18 protein-coding genes are annotated in these 22,611 nt (G+C 45.1%); 10 read left to right on the top strand and 8 right to left on the bottom strand.

The features are described from left to right. Positions 1-218 precede the first annotated feature (218 nt). Positions 219-716 (top strand): pentapeptide repeat-containing protein, encoded by a 498-nt coding sequence (locus tag RH949_RS27075; protein WP_446357505.1) that lies wholly within the window; start codon positions 219-221, stop codon positions 714-716. A 43-nt stretch (positions 717-759) separates the two neighbouring features. Here RH949_RS27075 and RH949_RS27070 read toward each other — a convergent pair whose 3' ends face one another. Both RH949_RS27070 and dnaG read right to left on the bottom strand, forming a co-directional pair. Beyond that, positions 760-942, bottom strand: coding sequence for a hypothetical protein (locus RH949_RS27070; protein ID WP_446357503.1), 183 nt, complete (start codon positions 940-942; stop codon positions 760-762). Positions 943-963: 21 nt separating this feature from the next. Beyond that, positions 964-2,931, bottom strand: a complete 1,968-nt coding sequence (gene dnaG / locus RH949_RS27065; protein WP_446357501.1) for a DNA primase — start codon at positions 2,929-2,931, stop codon at positions 964-966. Between the two features lie 143 nt (positions 2,932-3,074). On the opposite strand from dnaG, the gene RH949_RS27060 reads away from it, so the two are divergent. The 3 genes from RH949_RS27060 to RH949_RS27050 all read left to right on the top strand — a co-directional run bounded on the left by RH949_RS27060 (position 3,075) and on the right by RH949_RS27050 (position 5,336). Beyond that, positions 3,075-3,518, top strand: a complete 444-nt coding sequence (locus tag RH949_RS27060) for a CAP domain-containing protein (protein ID WP_446357499.1) — start codon at positions 3,075-3,077, stop codon at positions 3,516-3,518. Positions 3,519-3,843: 325 nt separating this feature from the next. Continuing rightward, positions 3,844-4,161: a hypothetical protein gene (locus RH949_RS27055; RefSeq protein WP_044209748.1), complete on the top strand. Its 318-nt coding sequence runs from the start codon at positions 3,844-3,846 to the stop codon at positions 4,159-4,161. A gap of 443 nt (positions 4,162-4,604) precedes the next feature. After that, positions 4,605-5,336 carry an HAD family hydrolase gene (locus RH949_RS27050; RefSeq protein ID WP_446357497.1) on the top strand — a complete coding sequence of 244 codons (732 nt, stop codon included), beginning with the start codon at positions 4,605-4,607 and terminating at the stop codon, positions 5,334-5,336. A gap of 213 nt (positions 5,337-5,549) precedes the next feature. On the opposite strand, the gene RH949_RS27045 is transcribed toward RH949_RS27050, so the two are convergent. The 3 genes from RH949_RS27045 to RH949_RS27035 all read right to left on the bottom strand — a co-directional run bounded on the left by RH949_RS27045 (position 5,550) and on the right by RH949_RS27035 (position 9,402). Further along, positions 5,550-6,245 carry a potassium channel family protein gene (locus RH949_RS27045; RefSeq protein WP_006104163.1) on the bottom strand — a complete coding sequence of 232 codons (696 nt, stop codon included), beginning with the start codon at positions 6,243-6,245 and terminating at the stop codon, positions 5,550-5,552. 61 nt (positions 6,246-6,306) lie between these two features. Continuing rightward, positions 6,307-7,641, bottom strand: a complete 1,335-nt coding sequence (locus RH949_RS27040; protein WP_446357494.1) for a TrkH family potassium uptake protein — start codon at positions 7,639-7,641, stop codon at positions 6,307-6,309. A 174-nt stretch (positions 7,642-7,815) separates the two neighbouring features. Beyond that, positions 7,816-9,402, bottom strand: a complete 1,587-nt coding sequence (locus RH949_RS27035) for a hypothetical protein (protein ID WP_446357492.1) — start codon at positions 9,400-9,402, stop codon at positions 7,816-7,818. A 254-nt stretch (positions 9,403-9,656) separates the two neighbouring features. Here RH949_RS27035 and RH949_RS27030 point away from each other — a divergent pair, with 254 nt between their 5' ends. After that, a complete protein-coding gene (locus tag RH949_RS27030; RefSeq protein WP_446357490.1) occupies positions 9,657-13,070 on the top strand; it encodes an alpha-mannosidase in 3,414 nt (1,137 codons plus the stop codon). Positions 13,071-13,092: 22 nt separating this feature from the next. On the opposite strand, the gene RH949_RS27025 is transcribed toward RH949_RS27030, so the two are convergent. The 3 genes from RH949_RS27025 to RH949_RS27015 form a co-directional block, all read right to left on the bottom strand. Further along, positions 13,093-14,124, bottom strand: coding sequence for a ComEC/Rec2 family competence protein (locus RH949_RS27025; RefSeq protein ID WP_446357488.1), 1,032 nt, complete (start codon positions 14,122-14,124; stop codon positions 13,093-13,095). Further along, complete coding sequence (locus tag RH949_RS27020; protein ID WP_446357486.1) at positions 14,121-16,889, bottom strand: N-6 DNA methylase; 2,769 nt, start codon at positions 16,887-16,889, stop codon at positions 14,121-14,123. Before RH949_RS27020 ends, RH949_RS27025 begins: the two co-directional genes overlap by 4 nt. 94 nt (positions 16,890-16,983) lie before the next feature. Further along, positions 16,984-17,202, bottom strand: coding sequence for a hypothetical protein (locus RH949_RS27015; protein WP_446357484.1), 219 nt, complete (start codon positions 17,200-17,202; stop codon positions 16,984-16,986). Between the two features lie 232 nt (positions 17,203-17,434). Between RH949_RS27015 and RH949_RS27010 the strand changes: the two genes are divergently transcribed. From RH949_RS27010 to rnc, 5 genes are all read left to right on the top strand, one after another. Then, a complete protein-coding gene (locus RH949_RS27010; RefSeq protein ID WP_446357482.1) occupies positions 17,435-18,037 on the top strand; it encodes a hypothetical protein in 603 nt (200 codons plus the stop codon). Beyond that, positions 18,034-18,336 carry a helix-turn-helix domain-containing protein gene (locus RH949_RS27005; protein WP_446357480.1) on the top strand — a complete coding sequence of 101 codons (303 nt, stop codon included), beginning with the start codon at positions 18,034-18,036 and terminating at the stop codon, positions 18,334-18,336. The genes RH949_RS27010 and RH949_RS27005 overlap by 4 nt, the downstream gene beginning before the upstream one ends. Positions 18,337-18,464: 128 nt before the next feature. Next, complete coding sequence (locus RH949_RS27000) at positions 18,465-20,045, top strand: BamA/TamA family outer membrane protein (RefSeq protein ID WP_446357478.1); 1,581 nt, start codon at positions 18,465-18,467, stop codon at positions 20,043-20,045. A 90-nt stretch (positions 20,046-20,135) separates the two neighbouring features. Beyond that, positions 20,136-20,987, top strand: a complete 852-nt coding sequence (locus RH949_RS26995) for a heme-dependent oxidative N-demethylase family protein (protein WP_446357476.1) — start codon at positions 20,136-20,138, stop codon at positions 20,985-20,987. Between the two features lie 168 nt (positions 20,988-21,155). Continuing rightward, positions 21,156-22,322, top strand: coding sequence for a ribonuclease III (gene rnc / locus RH949_RS26990; RefSeq protein ID WP_446357474.1), 1,167 nt, complete (start codon positions 21,156-21,158; stop codon positions 22,320-22,322). Positions 22,323-22,611 lie beyond the last annotated feature (289 nt).

Below are 22,611 nucleotides of genomic sequence, written 5' to 3'. Positions count from 1 at the left end.
TCGGTGCAACGTGCAAGACCGTCACACCTAGTAGAGTAGCTGCTTCTTGGGGGGTTAAACTAGACATTGCCTAATTATATCATAGAAAATTTCCAGTTATGTCACTAATTGTCTAGATATTTACGGACTGTTAGTTAACCCTTCACGACCTTTGAGGACAGGCTCCAAGTCCGCCTCCTTATATAATTGGTCAGAAACATCTACAGATTTCACCAATTATGTTCAGATTCATTTTAGTTGGAATAGCTAGCTTCTTAATTTTTATCGCTAGCCCTTTTACCCTAGCGATGCTTCACGCTGCCCCGGCTTTGGCTGTGGATTATAACAAAGAATATTTGGTTAATTCAGATTTTTCCGATCGCGTGCTGACTGATGCCAGTTTTAACCAGGCTGATTTGCGAGAAAGTAATTTTAGCCATGCGGAGTTGCAGGGGGTTAGTTTTTTTGGGGCAAATCTGAAATTGGCGAATTTGGAAGGGGCAAATCTCAGCTACTCAACGTTAGATAAAGCGCGTTTGAATGGTGCTAATTTGAAAAATGCTGTGCTTGAAGGAGCCTATGCTTTCAATGCTCAGTTTGATGGTGCGACAATTGAAGGGGCTGATTTTACCGATGCTTTTCTTGATCCCAAAGCTGAAGAAAAATTGTGTCAAATGGCTACAGGTACAAACCCCACCACAGGTCGCCAAACTCGCGATACTTTATTCTGTTTTTAACTGTTAAGACTAGAGCTTAGCATTATAGCACTACGCACTCTAGTTAGGACATATCAAGAAAAATTAAAATCGCTTTGACCCTGGCTTCCCCAGCTCCCCCAGCTTCCCCAGCTTCCCCAGCTTCCCCAGCTTCCCCAGCTTCCCCAGCTCCCCCAGCTTCCCCAGCTCCCCCAGCTTCCCCTGCTCCCCCAGCTTCCCCAGCTTCCCCAGCTCCACCCACAACCACAACTCATTCAGCAGATCCTAACTATATGGGGGCAAATTGATGGATGTCTAAGATATTAGTTTGACGCATTTTCTGTAACTCTTGCAAGCGTTTATAGGCTTCCCGAATTCCTTGAGAATAGTATTCCTTAAGTTTCGGGTCAGTAGCAAAATTTAGCTTTTGCCATTGTTCTATACAATATCGCTTGTGTTTGTTCCACGTCACGACTTCTAAACAAGCAGCGGCGGTACGAATGGCTAAGGGAGTGCGAGTAAGATCTTGACTACGCTTTTCATTTAAGTGGAATAAATGTTCCACCAGAACCATTTCCTCTGGAAACTGGATACTGCGGTCTTGTAATAGGGAAATTAGCTTTTCAGGGTGCTGTAATAGGATAGATTGTGCGACAGATTGCACGTCTAAGATTTGCTGCCACAAAAATCGGTGAGGAGAAAGACTAAACAACAAATCCTTGGCATCTAAGATGTCGATGATCGTCTGGCGATATTCGGGACGATGCAGATAAATTCGTAAGAGTAAGGCTTCCGCTTCTTCGAGTAGACTGTGTTCTTGACTAATGGATAAGTCAATCGAAATGGGTAAGTTTTGCTGCTTTAGATTAGACTTGTCATCTTTTTTGATTGGAGTGATGCGTAATGTATTCAGTTGCGTCTGTAACGCTTGGACGAGTCGAGGAATCATTTGGCTTTCTCCTAGACTCAGCTTTTCGGCACAGTAGTTGATGTAATAACTTTGCTGGTTAACGTCCTCTAATTTGTACAGCAATTTGACGATTTTCTGAGCAACTTGTTTAAATTGGGGGGCTTGCTTGAGATCTTTTCCAATTATGAGTTGATCAATCTGCCAATGTAACCATAAGGGTGCGTTTTGGAGTAGCTGTTGGTATTGTTCTGCACCATCGGGGGTATGGGTGAGGAATTCGTCGGCGTCTTTACCATCAGGGAGGTTGAGTATCCGCAGTTGTACTTGTCCTTTGTAGGCTAAGTCGGCAATTTCTCCGATCGCGCGTTCGGCGGCTGTGGTTCCGGCTTTGTCGGCGTCAAAGTTGAGGATGATTTGGTTGGATTCGGTGTAACGCAGCAGTAGGCGCATTTGATCCAAACTTAAGGCTGTACCCAAGGAAGCGACGACGTTGTGAATCCCTACCCGATGCAGCGCGATCGCATCAAAATAGCCTTCCACCACTACAGCCTGATCCTGATCCGCGATCGCGTTGTAGGCTTTGTCTAAGGCATATAAGGTTTTCCCTTTATTAAATAGCGGCGTTTCGGGAGAATTAAGATATTTGGGAAGTTCATCCCCTAATGCTCTCCCACCAAACCCAATCACTCGCCCTTGACGATCATGAATCGGAATCATGATGCGATCGCGAAACCGATCATAATAGCCGTCTCCTGATTTGCGTGGCAAAATTAATCCCGCATCTTTAACCAGTTGTACGGGTTTGCCTTTTTGCTCCACCAGATAACGGTACAGCGTTTCCCACGTCGCTGGTGCATAGCCTACCTGAAACTGTTGTAGGGTTTCCTCACCCAGATGTCGCTGAGATTGCAAATACTCCAGCGCCTGCTGTCCTTGGGGTTGTCGGAGTGCGTGCTGATAAAATGAGGCGGCGAGTGCCAAAATCTCATACAGTTGCTCCTGTAAGGATAGCTGACGCTGTAATTCCTGACGTTGTTCAGGTTCCAGGGTTTTCACTCGGATTTGATAGCGCCGAGCTAAGTCCAGAACCACCTCGCTGAAGGACTGTTTTCCCGCTTCCATGAGGAATTTAATCGCAGTTCCACCCGTACCGCAGCCGAAGCAGTAGTACATTTGTTTGTTGGGACTGACGGTAAAACTGGGTGTCTTTTCGCCATGGAAGGGACACAAGCCCACATAGTCTTTACCCCGCTTTCGCAGCACAACTTGCTCCGAGACGATATCAACAATGTCTACTCGTTCTTTGACTTGGGCGATGGTGTCTGGGTGCAGCCGAGGAATTTGCACAGCGTTAGTCCTGAGAAATTGGTAATGGGCGAGTACATATCAAGGTTCTGGGCGACAGCAGGGATAGGGTAGCTTCCGTGAGCCGTTTTTCCAGAACCCAATACGTCTATTGTAATTATGTGATATCCCACACCCAAGGATCAATGATGAATTCAGCACAGACAATTATTCTCTCGCCATTGGAATTGAGGGTGATTGAGGAAATGAATAAAGTGCGAACAACGCCCAGGTCTTATCTTCCGCTTTTAAACAACTGGAAACAGCGCTTTTCGGGGAACCAGGTTAAACTTTCTCAACAGGTATTTTTACGCACCATTGAAGGTGTCAATGCGGTTGATGAGGCGATTGATTTTATCCAATCCACTCGTCCCTTATCGCCGTTAAAACTATCTCTAGGGATGTCGCAAGCGGCGAAGGATCATGTTCGCGATCAAGGAGAAACGGGAAATATTGGGCATCGAAACAATATTTTTAATTCCGCTTTTCAAGTTGCGGGTGTAGCCTTTGGCTATCATATTCAGTATCGAAATATGTGTGTGATTACTTATGCTGGGGGGTACAAGACAGCCGCAGGCAGAAGGGAGTAAGCAAGGCAACAGGCAACAGGCAACAGGCAACAGTAAAGGTTTGAGGGCGATTTGTAAAACTTAATACAGTACCGTTTTCTTTTGTCCGACTACTTAAAAGGGCGCACGTCTGTGCGCCCCTACTGTAAATGCATGACCTCTGATTTTGTAACAAATTCTATATGTTTTACTCTCTTGAATGTTTCAATTTTTTAAAAGTGTTATTCGTTTAAGAAGGGTTCGCCTATACTAAAAAGCGATCAAAAGGTAAAATTTTGTCAGCGCCATGAGCAAAATTACCTATTTGTTAGTTAGCAAACTGCGTTAATAAAGGAAACCTATCATAATGTCACAGAAAATTTATCCCCAAGACACAACCCCATTCAATGACTCCTTGTGTGATTTAAATTTGCTGGGCTTGTGGGCAGCAAGTGGCAGTGAGTGGAGTACGATTATTAGAGAAGACTGCTCAATTACCGTCAATCAGTCTGTTGAGGAAGGAACATCGAACGCCAAAGCCACTACACTATTATTAGTAGGATTTGTGGGATTTTTTACCTTATTAGGTACAGCAATTTTAACGCCAACCTCCTCAATGTCTCCAGCCGTCCAAGTGAATCAAGAAACACCTGCGACAGGCTTAAACAGTTTCATGTTCTATTAAATATTTGGGAAGACTCTTTGCTTGGCTCAAGAGTCCTGGTTTGTAGGGGCTGGTTTAGGGATTTTCTTGTCACTATTGATGGTAACGTTTGTACAAAACCCGCCCTGACTACAGCAGTTTGCTCTGCTATGCGGTACATTGTCAGATCCCCCTAAATCCCCGTGCAATAAAAGCGAAGCATCCTTTGGCTTCCCCCTTTTGAAGGGGGACGGGAGGGGGATCTGAAGGGGGACTTTGATCTACCGTACTTTATTAAAGTGCAAAGCGCTGTAACTCCGCCTGTTTTCCCAAGGGCGGGTTTAGTCACGTTATTGGTTTGTGGCAAAATGTTATCGGTAAAACCCGCCCCTACACCTGTACCCCCTGCACTCCTGTACGAATCATCAGCAACATGGGAAGATAATCTCTGATAGCTGATATGCCGTGTTCTAGGAGTGTAACCCTTGGTAAGTATTCGCTGTCGGGAGATGACATTCCCGAATATAGAAGCGATCATTTTTGATAAAGATGGGACGTTAGAAGATTCACAAGCCTTTTTGCGAGAATTGGCGCATAAGCGATCGCGCTTGATTGATGCTCAAATTCCTGGTGTGGGTGAACCCTTGCTGATGGCGTTTGGGATTCAGGATGATAGCCTTGATCCGACGGGATTGATGGCGGTGGGTAGCCGTCGGGAAAGTGAAATTGCAGCAGCGGCTTATATTGCGGAAACGGGGCGAGGTTGGTTAGAATCTCTGGAAATTGCCCGTAATGCCTTTGTCGAAGCAGAGCGATATCTCAAGGATGCTGCGGGAACTTCACCGTTATTTGCCGGGAGTTTAGATATCCTCAAATCCTTGTCTGAAGCGGGTTTAAAATTGGGAATTCTGTCGGCGGCTTCCACAGCAGGAGTGCAGGCTTTTGTGAAACGTCACCAGTTAGAACCTTATATTCAATTACAACAAGGAGTTGATACAGACCTTAGTAAACCTGATCCAGCGTTATTTCTGCAAGCCTGTGAACGTTTGGACGTTTCTGCGAGTGCAACGCTGATGGTGGGAGATTCAGCCGGAGACATGGCGATGGCAAGTCGTGCGGGTGCGGCGGGTTGTATTGGAATTAGCTGGGGAACCTCGATTCATTTCCCGGATGCAGATGTCGCGATCGCACAATTGGATGAAATTCAAGTTGTATGAATTATTAATGATGAAAGATAGGGGAATCGGGGCGGGTTTAGTCACATTTAGGTGGAATGTCACTGACTTAAGCTGGGTTCGTAGTAGGCACTTTAGTGCCAGAAGCGCTAAAGCGCTTACTACAAACTCTTGGCATTCCATTTAGGTGAGAGAAGAAAGGATAATAGTGAAACCCGCCCCTACAGTACCTGTTCCCTGTTCCCTGTTCCCTGCTTAAATAGGCAAACGCTCAATATCTCGATTGGAACCAATCACCACCATCGCAAACCCTTTAAATAAGCGAGTTGTGGGAGCGGGATTAATCTCAAACTGATCATCTTGACCAACTGCCAATAAGTTTAAGCCATAGCGATTCCGCAGTTGCAGTTCCATCACAGTTTTGCCATTAAACTCTTCAGGAACCGATATCTCGACAATACTGTGATTCGGGTCTAACTCAAACCGATCTAAAATAGAAGGCTGAGTCAGCGATCGCGCCAAAGCACAACCCGCTTCATATTCCGGATAAACCACTCGATCCGCACCAACCCGTTCTAACAATTTACCATGAACTTCTGAAGACGCTTTAGCCACCACGTATTGGACGCCCGCTTCCTTAATATTGAGCGTGGTAATAATACTTTCCTGTAAATAGTTGCCAATCGCAATAATCACCGTATCAAACTCAAAAATTCCCGCCTCTTTCAAGGCTTTGGGATCGGTGGAGTCGAGTTGAATCGCATGGGCGGCGATTTGGTCGGTCAAGACTTGAGTAACCAGTTTTTCATTAATATCCGTTCCTAAGACTTCGTGTCCCAGATGGTGTAGGGATGAGCAAACGCCTCGTCCAAACCGCCCTAAACCAATGACAGCAAATTGCTTATCTTCGCGATGCAGCTTCCGCCAGAACCCTACAGATGACCAACTCACACCCTTATCCTTTCCTCAATGAAATATTATTAATCATAACCCTATACCCATTAGATTAGCATTATCCTACCAGTAGATTTTCTTCCGGATAACGAATGTGGCTAGGACGCGGATCGCCGAGAAGGGTTGCCATAAATGCGATAATTCCCACCCGTCCGATAAACATGGTTGCCACTAAAATAAGTTTTCCCAACGCCGAGAGACTGGCGGTAATGCCTGTTGAAAGTCCCACGGTGGCGAAAGCCGATACCACTTCAAAGAGGAGTTGAATAAACGGAACCTGGGGATCGGTAATCGCAATTAAAATGGTCGAAATAATTACGGTGGTGACAGAACCAACCAGAACCGCCGTGGCTTTTAAGATTAGGTTGAGCGGAACCTGACGTTGGTAAAGATAAACTTCCTCTTTTCCTTGTAAAATCGCCTTCGTACAATTCGCTAACACCCGAAACGTTGTCGTTTTCATACCACCCCCGGTTCCGCCGGGACTTGCACCGATAAACATGAAGGCAATCGTCATAAATAAACCCGCTGCTGTCATTTTACCGATATCAATGGTGTTAAATCCTGCTGTTCTAGTTGTCACCGACTGAAACCAGGCGTTTAAGAGTTTATCCCGGAAGCTCAAATTTCCTAAAATGTTGGCGTTATTGACTTCGACAAAGAAGAAGGCAATTGTGCCTAAGATTAACAGGAATAGTGTTGTACTGGTTACCACTTTGAAGTTAAGCGAAAACGTGAGTTTTTCGTGTTTATACTGAAAGCGATCGCGTAACCAGAGATACAATTCAAAAATGACGGGTTGACCAATTCCACCCAAGACAATCAGTCCTGAAATAATCATAATTAACCCAATAGAGGACTGATAGCCCATTAAACTATCGGGAAACAAACTAAATCCGGCATTATTCCAAGCGCTAACACTGTGAAAAAGAGCTAACCACAAGCCTTGATTCCAGCCTTGATCTGGAACAAAGACGAGTAACAACAAGAAAAATCCGGTTAATTCAAAAATCAATGCTGTGGCAATAATTGAGCGAATAACAAACGAACTTTTTTCTAAGCCGGGACGATCAAACGCTTGTTGAATGGCTATTTTATGGCGCAAGTTAAACTTCCGACGCACTAAGAGTAACATAAAGGTCGTGGTTGTCATATAGCCTAACCCGCCAAGCTGGAATAAGGCAAGGACAAAAAACTGACCGACACCGGAAAAATAACTGCCCGTATCAACGACAGCTAAACCCGTGACACAGACAGCCGAGGTGGCGGTAAATAAGGCGGTAATTGGATCAGTCCACGTTCCATCTTGAGTAGAGAACGGTAGAATTAACAGAAATGTGCCTACGGTAATCATGGCTAAGAATCCGAGGCAAATCGTGCGCGGGATAGTCATAAGTCGTCATTCGTCATTTGTTATTTGGTCGGGCGGGTTTTGCAGCCAAGCTAGGGATAACATTCAATATTAATCCCTAAACCCGCCCCTACACACAGACGCTTCTTGCACCACGTCTGGAACATGACTCACCCATCCCCCCATCTCCTCCACTACCTTCAACCTAACTTAATATCATGCATTGTCCTTAGTAAAAAATTGTCGCATCCATTGCCAAGCTTTAATCGTTACCTCCTCCAGCAAAAGCATACCCACATCCAACCATTCTAGGATTTGTTCTAAGGGATGTTTAACATATCCTGTGGAAATTGCCTCCGTTTCAATCCAGTCGGGCGTCTTGACAACTGTTTCAGGTTTTAAGTTATTTTCTAATGTCGAAAGTCCTGAAATTTGTAATGCTATATTTGGTGTGAACGTGGGGTTTGGACACCCAAATAAATCATCCCAGTTTAACCATGGATCAGGTTCAGTTGTATACGTGAATTCTGCCCCAGGAAGGGTGACGAAACTTGTTGAGTTAGCGAATCGTTGATTAATGTCCTCGGTGGGGTTAACTGAGGTTGTGTCTTGGTGATGGAATGGGTTAGAACTACGCTGACCAAAAAAGTAGTCGATCGCGGCGTAAATTAATCCCATCAGCCAAAAGGAGTGAGATGCTGATGTCTGGGTTGGATCAGTTGACTGTCGAGGGGTGATGAAGGAGGTTTGGAAGGTTTGCAGTAAACTGTGGCTGCGGTGACGGAGTGCGATCGCAACGTGATTCGATGTCTGTAACGGGTGCAATTCCCACTGGGCGATGGTGTCATCGATCGCGGCTAAGGTTACCCCTGGTGTCAATCGTTCCCACCAGGAAGAGGCAAGGTTTTGGGTAATTTCGGCATCAGATGCGGGTTCTGAGAATGCTGAATCCCTGACAGGGACTAAACTAGACTCACCGAAGAGATTAATCGCGATCGCAACCGGACTGGTTTGCACCCATGCCATGAGTTGCCAGAATAGTCTTAAGGGGAGAAACAGAGAGGGTTTAGCCAAGTGACTCAATTGCCGTTGCACTCTGGAAGTCTTTAAATTATCAGTTAAACGCCACTGACGATAAAGGGTAGCCAATTCCCAGCTTATTCTCGCCGCCAGTTTTTGTTGTTGTTCTGGGGTGAGGATATCCAAAATTTCATTAGTGATGGAAACCAGAACTAGGGTTCGGGTGGGGAGGAGGGTGGCTACACCTTGAATCTCTACCCGTGAGGATGAGGAGATATTTAGATTAGGAGTATCTGTTATTTGATTTGGTTCTATTCCAATAAGCCTTGGCGAATCAAATTCGCAGCTAGACAAACCAAGTCCGCCTTCGCGGACTAGCGGAACCAGGATTGGGGAACCCGCGAAGGCGGGTTTCGTTTGTGTAGCTGCGGTTTTAACCGCCCTATTGAGAATGGTGCAAGATGTGAATTGTAAGGTTTCGACTTGCTTAAGAACCCGTTGAATCGGCGTATCAACAGCAGGCGGTGGTTCTGGCGGTTGGGATTGGGTCAAGGCTTTTAATCGAATCCATCCCGCTTTTGCCTCTGCCGAAAGTTGCCGCCCAGCCGTGAGACTGGCTTGAACCACCATATATATAGGATAGAGGAGAATCTGCGTTCCCCAAACAGCCGCGACTTTCAGATGTCGGATTGCCCGTTCACCGCGATCGATGAATCGGCGAGAATGATGATTGATAAGATTGAACAATCGGCTGCGGTAGCCACCTGGGGTAGAAGCAGACATGGTGATGCAAGCAGAAGCAGCGATGACTTATTTATTATTCCATACTTTATCGCTTTCTTAGCGAATGTTCGTAGTTGCGCTGTCTTCGCCATAAACGCTGGCCTCACCCACCATACACCCTTAATTCAGTCTAGCCAGGAAATAAATTTCCGGCTAAAAGCTAAAACCCGTTAAAACGGGTTCAAAGGCGGATTAATGCGACAGATGTTTTCGTAATTGTGATTGTTAACTATTCATTTTTATCATTCATTACTATGTCTTCCTTACCCTTCCTTTCTGACTCTATTGCCAAACTCCGCGCCTTAACTCAGGTGAATGTGCAGACTAATTGGAAACTGTGGTCTGAAGATCTGCCTCTGGAGGAGATGATTAACCACATTTTTGCCAACGGGTCAAGTAGTGAACTTAATGATAAAGGCTATATTATCTGGTCAGCCGGACGCCAAGTAATGTGGTTCGGGCAACAATTTATCATTCCCCAGGATTTACAAGGTTATCCTTTAGCCGGATTAACCCTACGACTAGCCCTAACCTGGTGGGCGGAAGATGCCAAAATTTTTGTTAATGGCGAGTTAGTCCAAGAAGGAGACTTATTTGATTCGTCAGCGAGAGTCCTCCTCAGTTCAGCCGTTAGTCCTGGGGAAATTATTACTGTCATGGTACGGTTAGTTAGTCCAGGTCATGATATTGGCGGGTTAATGCGATCGTCCTGTATTTATGAATCAACAAACTCCCTTGATCCTGGATTTGTGGCGGATGAATTAACCGTATTACAGAACTATTTAACCGCCTTTGCACCCGAACAATTAGGAACGCTGGCGGTGGCTGTATCTAAGATTGACTGGCAGAGGGTATCTGATGCCGATCAGTTTACGCGATCGCTAACTCAATTACGCCAAAATTTACTATCCCAAAACCTAACCCCTAACGCCACATTCCACCTACTCGGTCATGCCCATTTAGATATGGCTTGGTTATGGTCAACTCAGGAAACCTGGGATGTTGCCGTGCGAACCTTTGAATCGGTTCTCAATTTACAGCAAGACTTTCCTAATTTAACCTATTGCCATACGACACCTGCCCTTTATGACTGGGTAGAACAGAATCGTCCTGACTTATTTAACCGAATCAAACAGCAAGTCATAGACAAAAAATGGGAAACCATTGGCGGAATGTGGGTTGAACCAGAACTCAATTTAATTGACGGTGAATCCATAGTCCGGCAACTTCTTTATGGTCAACGTTATACCCAAGAAAAATTCGGTCAAATTAATCAAGTCGCCTGGGTAACAGATAGTTTTGGCTTTACGTGGCAATTACCACAACTTTTAAAACAAGGCGGAATAAACTATTTTGTCACCCAAAAACTACACTGGAATGACACCACAGAATTCCCCTATCACCTCTTTTGGTGGCAATCACCGGATGGAACTCGAATTCTCAGTTTAATGTCGCCGCCTAATATTACTGGAGTCATGGACACGAATCCAATTACCATGACCAATTATGGGATTAAGTGGCAAACCCAAACAAAAATTAAGGATATCTTTTGGTTACCCGGTGTAGGCGATCATGGCGGTGGTCCCACTCGCGATATGTTAGAAGTCGCCCAGCGTTGGCAACAGTCTCCCTTCTTCCCCAATATAGAATTTACCACCGCATTGAAATATTTGCAGAATCTTGAGAATCAATTAGAAGATAGGGAAATGATGTGTAGAGACGTGCCACGGCGCGTCTCCGGGGGCGGGTTTAGTCAAATCAGGGAAACAAACAACGATAATAGTGAAACCCGCCCCTACAAATTACCCATCCCTAATCCGATTTGGAATAATGAACTCTATCTAGAACTCCATCGCGGCTGTTATACCACCCACGCTGATCAAAAACGCTGGAATCGTCGCTGCGAAGGATTACTGTATCAAGCCGAACTCTTTGCCTCCCTCGCCACCCTAATCACTACAAAAAACTATCCTCAAACTCAACTAGAAACCGCCTGGAAAAACGTTCTATTTAATCAATTCCACGATATATTACCCGGAACCTCCATTCCCGAAGTCTTCATTGAAGCCAACCAAAAATGGCAAGACGTGGAAACAGTCACCCAAGACATCATAGCCGAATCCCTAAACGCGATCGCGTCCCAAATCACCCTCCCTTCACCCCCTCACCCCAACGCCCAACCCCTAATTCTATTCAATCCCCTCAACTGGCAACATTCAGAACTCATTACCATCTCCTTACCTCCCTCCCTCTGCGAACCTCTGCGCGAACCTCTGCGAACCTCTGCGTTGAAAAAACAGTTCCCCATCACCAACAATCAAACCTGGCAAATTTACGATAGTAACGGCGAAAAAATCCCCAGCCAAACCGGATTCCATATAAGCGAAGCGAAAGGTCAAACCCATCTGCTATTTCAGGCAAAAGATATCCCCGCGATCGGCTATAAAATAGTCTGGCTTTGTCCCACAGACACCCCCCCAGAAAACAATCACCCCAATCCCCAACCCAACAACGAATTTATCCTCGAAAATGACTATCTGCGAGTCATCGTCAATCCCAATACAGGCGACTTAAGCAGCATCTTTGATAAACCCAACCAGCGAGAAATCTTAAGCGGTGCAGGAAATCAACTGCAAGCCTTTGAAGACAAAGGTCAATATTGGGACGCCTGGAATATTGACCCCAATTACCATCAACATCCCTTACCGCCAACCCAACTAAAATCGATTCAATGGCTAGAACAAGGAAATCTGCGATCGCGTCTCCAAGTCATTCGCCAATTAGGACAATCCCAATTTTGCCAAGAGTACATCCTGACATCAGATTCACCCCTACTTAAAATAGCCACAACCGTAGATTGGCAGGAACGCCAGGTATTAGTCAAAGCCGCATTCCCCTTAAACCTAGAAGCCGACTACGCCACCTATGAGATTCCCTGCGGTGCCATCCAACGCCCCACCAAACCCCAAACCCCTGCCGAACAAGCCAAGTGGGAGGTTCCAGCCTTACGTTGGGCAGATTTGGGTGATAAAACTTACGGCGTGAGTCTCCTGAATGATTGTAAATACGGCTATGACGCCCAACCCTCTCAACTCCGATTAACCCTACTCAAAAGCCCAATGTGGCCCCATCCCGATGCCGATCGCGGAATTCACCACTTCACCTACGCCCTTTATCCTCATGCGGGAACTTGGCAAGCCGCGAAAACGGTTCAGCGAGGGTATGAGTTAAATTTTCCCCTGCAAGTCGTTCGGTTAGAAGATACAGCGAATCAGGGTGTTAAATCGAATGGCACTGACTTAAGCTGGGTTCGTAGTAGCACGAAGCGTGCCAGAAGCGCTAAAGCGCTTACTACAAACTCTAAAGTCAGTGGCATTTGTGTTAAATCATTGCCCCCTGGGGGTTCCTTGCTAGAGTTATCGGCAGAAAATTTAGTCATGATTGCGTTCAAGCGATCGCAAGATAATCCCCACCGTTGGATTCTGCGGTGTTATGAATCTCAGGGAGAGGAAGCGGAATTTTCATTCAATAGTGATTTAAGTTTGGCGATAAATGGTTGCGTGGATTTATTGGAACGTCCTGTGGATCAGTCTCCAGAATCGCCGACGCTGCAAGCCTTGAAGATAGCGCCTTGGCAGATTCGGAGTTACGCGATCGTTCAAATTTAATATGGGAGGTTGGTGAGACTAATTAACCAAGGTCAGCCCGACCATCACATGCCGCATATTTAAATTTAGAAACGACATCGGCATGATTAGTCTGAGTTTTCCGTTCCCACTCTCCAGAAGTTTCAGCTAAAATAGTAATTTCTCCAGCACATAACTGTTTACTCTTCAGTCCATCTTTACCCATCTCAGCACGTTGGCTTGCTGAGTAAACGCAGGTTCTGGTAACTTCAGTACAGATAAAATTGTCTAGTCGCCGGGAAGTATCATTTTTTAGAAGGATTAGTAAATCAAAAAGTTTTGGCATAACGTGTCCATATCGATTCGTACTCCCAACGGATAAAACGGCTATTTCTGCATCAATTGCTTCCAGTAATTCTCTGAGATCCTCTCCATTTTTAGGAAATGCGCCATGATGAGGAATTTTCACAAGGTTCGCGTTCAGTTCCTCTGCTTGGCAAATCTCTATACACTCCCTCAGTCCAGCCCCTTCGATATCCGCAAGTAACAGTGCGGCAAAATTCCCGTAAGTAACTCGTAATACCAGGGATATCTCATTAAGCTTACTACTCGTTTTAGCTAAGTGTGTTTCAATAAATGGCACTCTTGGATGTAAAACATTTATCTGCAAGTGTCCGTATGAGTATGGATTTGAACCCGATGAAGCGGGTAAAATACGAATAATATTCCTTCTGTCCCAATCATCTAGCTGATTTAGGGCAAATTCAAGTTGTTGATATGCAGGAGTTTGTCCTCTTTTTGTAGATAATTTTTCTACAGCATCTCTGTATACCGAATGAGGAAGCATAAATTTCTCAACGTTGCCGCGTTTTATCCAAAGTTTCAGGAATTGTACAAGTTTAACTAACTGGGGAAAATGGTCTCGGTGAGCATGAGTAATGTAAACCTGACTTATATTTTGATAAGGCTTGTTCTGAAGCCACTTGTCTAGTAAGCGTGGATTGCCTATATCAACTACAACAGTCGTATCATTGTCAGGACAAATAACGATACTATCCGCATTTCCAACAGGTAAAAAGGCAATCTCACATGTCATAAGCGACTCTCAATACTGTCTATCCTAAGTTTCTCTTTAAGTTCAGCATTAGTCAGGTAGGGATAAGGCGTATGGCGGAAACGTCTAAGTGCCCAAGGACGTTGAGCAAGTTCTTCAAATGTTTCCACATCTTCGCTTAATTCAGCCTCGAAAACTGTACCATCAAGCGCCCAACCGGGGATTTCTGGAAGCAGTGGAAGCCATGCTTCATCCTGATCATCTAACAAACCACTCAGATTAAATAGAATCTGACGATTATCTTTGGAAATTTCGAGAACTTGACCAATGACAGTCAATGTAGGTTTTGTACGTTCTAGTTTCCACTCTTCCAATTCTGGAGGTACTCCTGTGCGCTTAATCTCTATCCAGGTAGGATTACCGTATGACTCTTCTACTACCTTATCTAGTTGTTCCCGTAAGTTATCGGGTGCAGGAATAGGACTATGATTTTGATCACGTTGGATAATTCGGTGAGTAATCTCAATTATCCGTAAATCAATTTTTAGTGGCAATGGTAGTTGACAAAGTGCATTCTTTGTAAGTCCACGAGTATTGCGTCCAATTAGGGAAAGTTGACCTGCAAGCTTTGACGCTAGAATACCTAGTAGCCATAATTGTTGCTCTTCATAGGCTAGATGTTCCCATCCTTCAGGAGTTTTATTCGTTTTGTATCCGCTGTTATGCTTTCTTATCTGCTCAATGGGTAAAATACAAAAAATATGGTTGTCTGGGCAAAAACCTGTAGTGTCAAGTTGGGCTGCTAGAGGATTTTCCGATCCACGATTAACTGCACGACCAACTAAAATCTTGGGTAGGTCAAACAAGTCAGCAAACTCTGTTGCTGTTCTGTAAAGAAAGTCAGAAGTATACTTGATCCAACGCTCATTTTCATTCACTTGTGTTGGATCAGCCCAGAGTCTTTTTTTATCCCGCCATTTCATTTGCCAATAGAGTTTACACTTATCCTCCGATGAGCATTTCTTAATTGGCTTGTAACCCTTCTTAAGAGTGACACCACTAAAAACGTAGAAAAGATTGCCCAGAGGAACCGTTGAGACAGGAATATAGATGGATGGTGCTGTAAAAGATGCCCAATTACTGCCATCAGAAGCTAACTGTGAAATCCATGTAGAACCGAGAAATCCATTTTCACGAGCCTCAGTAATTCTAACTCTAGAAAAAATTGCTCGTGCAGCAGTAGGTCGTGTTATTTTAGGTTTACCCAAACTTCCCATAACAACACATACAGCTTGCTCTGCATCAATTCCTACTGTTTTTTCTGGACATTGCCATACTTCAAATAATTGGCAGCGTTCAGTCATTAATTTACGGGCATTTGGTACACCATGGGTTGTGCTGGTCAAAAAAGATTGAGGTAAGATAAAAGCAAACTGACCGCCCTCTTCTAACCAACTTAAAGCGCATTCTATAAATCGGGCAGCACGTTGAATATTTCCATCTTCAGCAAAAGGAGGATTAGCAACAACAACACGCGGCTTGATGCCGATATTCGTTTTATTTAAAGTCTCGTAATTATGATGGGAAAAGTGAGCAGGAAAGGGAAAGGGTACAGCTTCACCCAGCGATTCTCTGGCTAAAGTATATCGCAGTTGTGTTACCAAATCTGCATATTGGTCTAAATCATTACCCGCGACGTGCTGTTCAAGATAGATTTTTCGCTGGTTGATATCTTCAGGAATATCAGACATTCCCGCCAGACGAGATGTGGCGGCTAAGAGGAGACTACCTGAACCTGCGGCTGGATCAAAGATAACTCGTTCTTCTGGTCTTAACCGTTCTAAGGGAAGCAATTCCAACATGCGCTCCGCGATCGCAACTGGAGTATAATGTCGCTGTAAATCACTCCAGGCTGTACCTCCAAGCTCTCGCGGTAATTCCTTGATGGCTCGCTCATACAACAATCCCACATCTTTGTGATCAACCAGAGCAAAGCTGACTCGGCTTCCCAGGTTAACTGCCAGATGTTGCAATACCCGATCATTCAAGTGGGGGATGGATTCCTCCAACGCTTTCTTGAAAAAACCATTTGCACGCGGTACGGTGCGGTTGAGCAAGCTTCGAGGGTCATTGGTTGGGATAGAGTCGGAACCAAAGAATCCCTTGTCTTCTAAGATACGGGCAGCCAGAAATGCGATCGCGACTCGAATCCCATGACCGGCTATCTTGGTACGAGAGGATCGATCGCTTTGTGAGTGTTTTCGCTGAGTGGGAAGACCAATCTCTTCAATTATTCCCTGAATTGCCTGTTGAAAGGCTTGATCAAGCGCTTCTCGTTGTCTCAGTATAAAGGAAAAGCTACGCTCAGAAATCGATTCTTCTAAATCGGCTAAGGAAAGCTGACCAGTACGAAACTCTGTCAACGCTTTTGGTGTAAACAGACGACTTTGGGGTGCAGTAAGTTCTACAGCGAGAGATTCTGGTTCTATTTCCCGTTCTTCTAACTTACCGGATGGCTCGTAATACTGAAGCAGATACTTCTCCTCCGAAACGAGTAACCCTGCACGGAGGGGCAAATCACGCAGCCATCTCCGCCACTGTTCCATACTTTGCTGTGGAACAACTTGAACCATAAATGCCAGATTAGTCGCACTAGGGCGGAGTCCATAATCTGTCCATAAGGCGTCAATTGCCACAGGTTTGTATGCTTGTGACGCTGGCGGAATACGCACGTTGTAGTGGGGTTCCATGTTCCACACTCGACGCGCTGTATCGACTACGTATTCAAGTCCCACTGAGCCAGCCATGCCAGAATCTATGCTTCATCCTCAGTTTAAGGCAAGAAGACTTTGCTTCTACAAAAATCGTTATTCTTGCCCAGAACTAACAACAAAAAATCGGTTAATCCTCTGTATCCTTCTCAACTACTGGATTCGGAGAAACAATTAGCCGTCTACGCCCAATCTGATCCACTAACTCACTTTTTGACTTTAACCCCAATTCCTGCGCGATTTCTTCTAGTCCACGCGCCCCTGTAGGTGTAACTGTCAAGTTAAGACTTTTCTTTAATTCATTGTGATCAACGGGTTCTCCCCTGACGCGCTTTTTACCTTTGGGCATATTATCGTTTAGTTCATACGCATATTCTAAAAAAATTCTAACATTCCCTATTGATTAGTTAACGCGCATGTTCTAATATAGTCATGTACAGTAAATGCGCGTTAACTAAATTCAAGTATTTCAAGTGTTTAGAAAACGCGCAGGCACTATACAAAAACGCCAGACCTCCTGCCGTCCAAAGCGATAGGTCTGGCGCTGACTCCCACTATTGAATAGGAGCAATTTCAATCCTATGCCAAATTTCTCAAAAAGTACGTGCGATCGCGGCTTAATTCGCCCATCCACTGACCAAAGGGGCTATCAGCAAGCCTTGGATGATTTTGCGATCGCCTCCCTCCTCTCTCGCCTGCAAACCCTCTGTAACACTGAGTTTGATGCAGCCGGGATGAATGTAAGCCAGTCGGAACTCGAAAGCCTCGCCGCGATCCTGATCCGCGAGTTAACCGCGACTCTCAATAGCAAAATTGTATCCGGCTACCTTAAAACTATGGGTTATGGCTGCTGCGACTTACCCATCAGCTTTAGTCACAAGCGATTCTCAGCCGTTGAACTTCCCACTGACTTCCCTCACGTCAAGCCACCGAGATTCCTCTATGGGGACAAGCTGCAATGGATTCGCGATCGCGCAGACAGCCTCAACCCGAAACTCCCCCATCCGCCAACATCTCCAGACTGGGGAACTGCGATCGGCAGATTCTACGGCTTTGCGTCTCATCACTGTGGTTGGACATGGTGTTATCTGATTTGGCTGGACAAATGTTCCCCCAGTTCCCGGTGGACGGTAGCTGATACGGCTTGGGAAGATGACCTGGAACCTTGGGAGGAAAGCCGATGAAACCCCGTCCCTTCACTGAACGCGAACAGGCTTTAATTGACCTCTATGGTTACTGTCAACTGGGAATGACGCCGCAACAGTTTTATGCGAAATGGCTGGTGAATCATGAAACGATGGCTTTTATCTGTTCCCGTTCCATGTCTACTGTTGATAGTTGGTTTAGAAGAGGTGGCAATTACCGCCGTCCTCAACCCAGAGATTTGCGCCATCTCGCCTTTATGGACTTTGTGCTGGAACATTATGAGGAGATTCCGCCTGAACTTTTGAATGTGCTTTGTCCGGGTTTTGGGAATTTCTAGGAATTTCAACAGAGCGTAACATTATTGTAGAGATATTCCGGCGGAATATCTCTACCTTCCCTGATGGGAAATATACTGATAAAATCGGTTGTAAAAGCGGAACTGGCACGTAGCGGGTAAGGTGGCTGATGGGGTTCTACCAACGGTGGCGCAAGTGGTTTATTCTTCCCCTAGTATTGGCTGGGGTAGGTGCAGAATTATTGGCGGCTGCATCGATTCGGGGACAGGAAATAGAGGCAGTTTCGCCAGTTGAGTATGGTTCGTTTGTGGATAATCAGGGGATGCCAATCGAAGCGCGATTAAACCCCACGTACCGCCAGAGGCGATCGCAACCCTTCCAGAAGCAGACGACTCTCCCCGATGTGCCTCAACGTCCTCAATCACCAAACCGTAATCCTATTCCTTCTAGGAGATCTATTGCGATCGCGGATATCCAAGTTCGCTTTGTCGATCAAGACGGTCAACCCACTCCCGGAAACACTCGTCCGTATATCATTACGCGAGAATTTGATCTGCAACCCGGAGACGTTTATCGCCCAGAGGTCGCCCAGCAAGGGTTAGAACGAGTAACGGAGTTAGATAGTGTCGAGGATGCTACCCTCAGTCTCCAACAGACGAATCAACCTAATCAAATTGTCATGATTGTGAATGTGGTTGAGGATTCATCCTTTAATGTCACGGCTTTTCCCAGTTCAAGTCGGGCAAAGGGGATTTATGGGGTGTTGCGGTTAGAGGAGGAGAATCTGGGCGGAAATAATCAGAACTTGGCGCTAGAACTGGAAGGGGGCGAAGATACCCTAGGATTTGAGGTGAGTTTTACTGATCCGTGGATTGCGGGTGATCCGTTGCGGACAGGATACAGTTTGGCAGTGTTTAATCAGCGTTCTCCCTCAGAAGTGTTTATTGGCGGCGATCGCGAGGTGGATTTGCCGAATGGGGAAACGCCGTGGGTGCATCGTTTGGGGGGAAGTGGGGAACTGTTTCGTCCTCTGGGAGGGAATTGGCAGGCTGGGGTAGGAGTATCTTATCAGCGCGTGTCGATCCGGGATCAGGCGTTTACCGATCAGGTGCAGCCTGTGGATGAATTTGGCAATCCGTTGAGTTTAAGCGATCGCGGTCAAGATGATTTATTGACGGTGAATCTATCGGCGGTGCAAGATAATCGCGATGATACCGATTATCCCAGCCAAGGATCTAATGTCAGAGTCGGGATGGATCAGTCAGTTCCTGTGGGTGAAGCCGATATTATTTTTAACCGGGTGAGTGGAAGTTATACCCAGTATGTGCCGATGGAGTTATTTGGGTTCACGACTGGCGATCAAACCTTGGTGTTTAATCTTCAGGGAGGAACCGTGATTGGCGATTTACCGGCTTATGAAGCCTTTAGCCTCGGCGGGGGGAGTTCGGTACGCGGCTATCAGAGTGGGGAAGTGGGTGCAGGTCGGTCTTACCTGCAAGCCACGGCGGAATATCGGTTTCCGGTGTTTACTTGGTTGGGGGGTCGGATATTTGCGGATTATGCCACAGATTTAGGCTCAGGGGATACCGTTACTGGGGAACCGGGAGAGGTGCGGGATAAGCCAGGGAGTGGATTGGGTTATGGGGTTGGGGTGAGAGTGCGATCGCCTTTTGGTCCAGTACAGGTTGATTTTGGCTTAAATGATCAGGGGGATTCTCAGGTGCATTTGGGCGTAGGGGAACGCTTTTGAAATCATGCATTCATGTATTCGTCGTGTATTTATGTATTGTAAAGTATTCATCTATATCTACCCTTTGCTGAGGGAAAATGGCAAATGAGAATGAGTCTCAAAGCTCTTGATCCCCAAGATTGGATTGAAATTGATGACCAGTTTGTCAAGTATTTGTCACAAAAGGATACTCTGCTCAAGACTCGACATTCAGAGGTATTTGCCAGTCTCCCCGGAACTGCAGCCAGTCAGAAAGAGGTGCTAGAGTTACTGCTGGATCATCTGCTGAAACGCTTTCCCCAGCATTATCGACGCCACGATCAAAGGATTGAGGCGATCGCAACCCATCAAGTTTGGCATATTTCGGATTTCGAGTCAGCCCCCCTGGATTTAGCTGGGCGTCTGGTACAAGAGGATTTATTATTGATGGAGCGATCGCGTCAAGGGTATCGTTTAGTCGCCGCCTCCCTCTGCTTTCCCTTGCGTTGGCGACTGCGAGAAAAGTTGGGATGTCCCCTGACTCAAATCCACTCCCCGGTTCCGGGATATTCTGAAAAGCTGGCGCATCCTGTGGATAGTGTGTTTAATCGCCTCAAATCTGATCATCCGGTTTGGCGATTAAACTGGAGTATTGTCGAGTCTCCCGAACTATTCTTTCCCCCAGAGAACGCAAAACCAGGTTGGGAGACAACGATAAATTGCCAAAATGCTGGGGATAAGCTGTTTCTGAGAATTGAACGTCAGACATTAAGACGGTTAGCAACCAGTGGTGACATTCTGTTTACCGTGCGTACTTACGTTCATCCCTTGCGAGTGCTTGAAGATAATCCCCAGATGGCTCATAATTTAATGGAAACTATCCAGCAAATGCCCCTTGAGATGCAGAATTATAAAAACTTACTGCCAATTCAGGAAGTGCTTTTGGGGTATCTTGAGTATATAGCTAGTTTCAAGCCTTTGTAAAATGGCAGCCTTGGTTGAACAAATTTTTCAAATACTTTGACGTTCACACACAATTTATTGAAAACATCCATATTGCTAAATGATTTAACGTTCAAAAACTAAAAACAAATAACTCTTAATCTAGTAGATTAGTTTAATGATTCATTTTTGTATATTTAATGTATCAGCATGGCACAAAAAAATAACACATTAAAAAGCAGTACAACAAATAATTCATCTCCTCTAGTATCACTTTATTGGGATTGCCAAAATGTTAAAGTCAGCAAAGAAAGAGCCGAGTTTTTGAAAGCCTTTGCCAACGAACAAGGTGATGTAATTTGTCAAAAAGCATATTCCAATTGGCAGCGAGAAAATAAAAAATATGCCAAGTTTTTAAGTGGTATTGGTTTTCAAAGAATTAACGTTCCCTCCTTGACCAGGAACAGTGTAGACAACCAACTAATAGTTGATTGTATTGAAGAAGCCTATAGTAATGCCTCAGCTAATATCTTCATTATCGCATCAGGAGATGGTGACTTTACCAGTCTAGGTCATGTCTTAAAAAATAAAGGGAAGAAAGTCATAATTTTCGCTCAACAAGGTGGGGTGAGTCAGAGTCTAATTGATATTGCTGATGAATCCCACATCATAGAAAGATTAGATGAAATATCAAAACTTCCTTCCTTCCGCAACCCTTCTCTTCTCAATCGTGCCCTCACCCACCGTTCATACATTAACGAAAACCCTAGTGCAGGTGAAGACAACGAACGTTTAGAGTTTCTCGGTGATGCTGTACTAAATTTTATTAGTGGTGCGTTTCTCTATAATTATGATCCAGCGATGAAGATGAACGAATCTCAACTTACACGTCTGCGATCTAAATTAGTTGAAGGACAACAGTTAGCAGTATTTGCAAAAGAACTAGATTTAGCTAAAAAAATGAGGTTAGGTAATGGTGCTATAAAAGAAGGAGGACGCAAAAATTCGTCGTTGCTCAGTGATACGTTTGAAGCCATTGTTGGTGCTTACTTTCTCGATTCAGGCATTGATGCAGTTATCACTTTTATTGAACCTTTGTTTAGTTCTGCAGTTAGAGATCTCTGTTCCACTGAAACAACTCTAGATTCTAGTATTCTCGTAGACTCCAAAGGTCGATTGCAGCAATGGGCGTTAGCCAACTTTGTCGAAAAGCCGGAATATTTTGTTATTGATGAATCCGGACCAGATCATGCTAAAGAATTCACGGCTGTAGTGCGCGTAAAAGGAAAAGTTTACGGTGTCGGAACTGGGCGTCGTAAACAAGATGCTGAAAAACGTGCGGCTGAAGCAGCGCTGAAAAAAGTTGGAGTTGAATAAACCTGCGTGACCCCCCTAATGGAGTCCCATTAAATAATTTAGAATTGTATAACCTGTTCGGCATTTAATAATACCCAATTTAAATGCATGACAAAATTGATGCATTAAATTGGGTTCGTAATCAGGGCTTTCGCCTAAAACCTGGTTGGATTTCCAGCGTCAAGCCAACCGACACCCCATCCCATCATGTTAGCTGTACCGCTCGATAATTGGGCTTACCCCTGAGTAGCTTCTAACAAGCCAGATTCGTTACAGTATCTCTAAGACAATCACAGCAATTGAATCCGTA

It is taken from the genome of Coleofasciculus sp. A1-SPW-01 (genome assembly GCF_040217205.1).
In the GTDB taxonomy this organism is placed as follows: Bacteria; Cyanobacteriota; Cyanobacteriia; order Cyanobacteriales; family Coleofasciculaceae; genus Coleofasciculus; species Coleofasciculus chthonoplastes_A.
Note: the sequence above shows the minus strand (reverse complement) of the source record. Positions and strands in the feature narration are given on the sequence as shown.

Coding starts and splice junctions, on each gene's coding strand:
- RH949_RS27075 (WP_446357505.1), top strand. CDS start 219: ATGTTCAGATTCATTTTAGTTGGAATAGCTAGCTTCTTAATTTTTATC.
- RH949_RS27060 (WP_446357499.1), top strand. CDS start 3,075: ATGATGAATTCAGCACAGACAATTATTCTCTCGCCATTGGAATTGAGG.
- RH949_RS27055 (WP_044209748.1), top strand. CDS start 3,844: ATGTCACAGAAAATTTATCCCCAAGACACAACCCCATTCAATGACTCC.
- RH949_RS27040 (WP_446357494.1), bottom strand. CDS start 7,641: ATGACTATCCCGCGCACGATTTGCCTCGGATTCTTAGCCATGATTACC.
- RH949_RS27035 (WP_446357492.1), bottom strand. CDS start 9,402: ATGTCTGCTTCTACCCCAGGTGGCTACCGCAGCCGATTGTTCAATCTT.
- RH949_RS27030 (WP_446357490.1), top strand. CDS start 9,657: ATGTCTTCCTTACCCTTCCTTTCTGACTCTATTGCCAAACTCCGCGCC.
- RH949_RS27025 (WP_446357488.1), bottom strand. CDS start 14,124: ATGACATGTGAGATTGCCTTTTTACCTGTTGGAAATGCGGATAGTATC.
- RH949_RS27020 (WP_446357486.1), bottom strand. CDS start 16,889: ATGGCTGGCTCAGTGGGACTTGAATACGTAGTCGATACAGCGCGTCGA.
- RH949_RS27015 (WP_446357484.1), bottom strand. CDS start 17,202: ATGCCCAAAGGTAAAAAGCGCGTCAGGGGAGAACCCGTTGATCACAAT.
- RH949_RS27010 (WP_446357482.1), top strand. CDS start 17,435: ATGCCAAATTTCTCAAAAAGTACGTGCGATCGCGGCTTAATTCGCCCA.
- RH949_RS27005 (WP_446357480.1), top strand. CDS start 18,034: ATGAAACCCCGTCCCTTCACTGAACGCGAACAGGCTTTAATTGACCTC.
- RH949_RS27000 (WP_446357478.1), top strand. CDS start 18,465: ATGGGGTTCTACCAACGGTGGCGCAAGTGGTTTATTCTTCCCCTAGTA.
- RH949_RS26995 (WP_446357476.1), top strand. CDS start 20,136: ATGAGTCTCAAAGCTCTTGATCCCCAAGATTGGATTGAAATTGATGAC.
- rnc (WP_446357474.1), top strand. CDS start 21,156: ATGGCACAAAAAAATAACACATTAAAAAGCAGTACAACAAATAATTCA.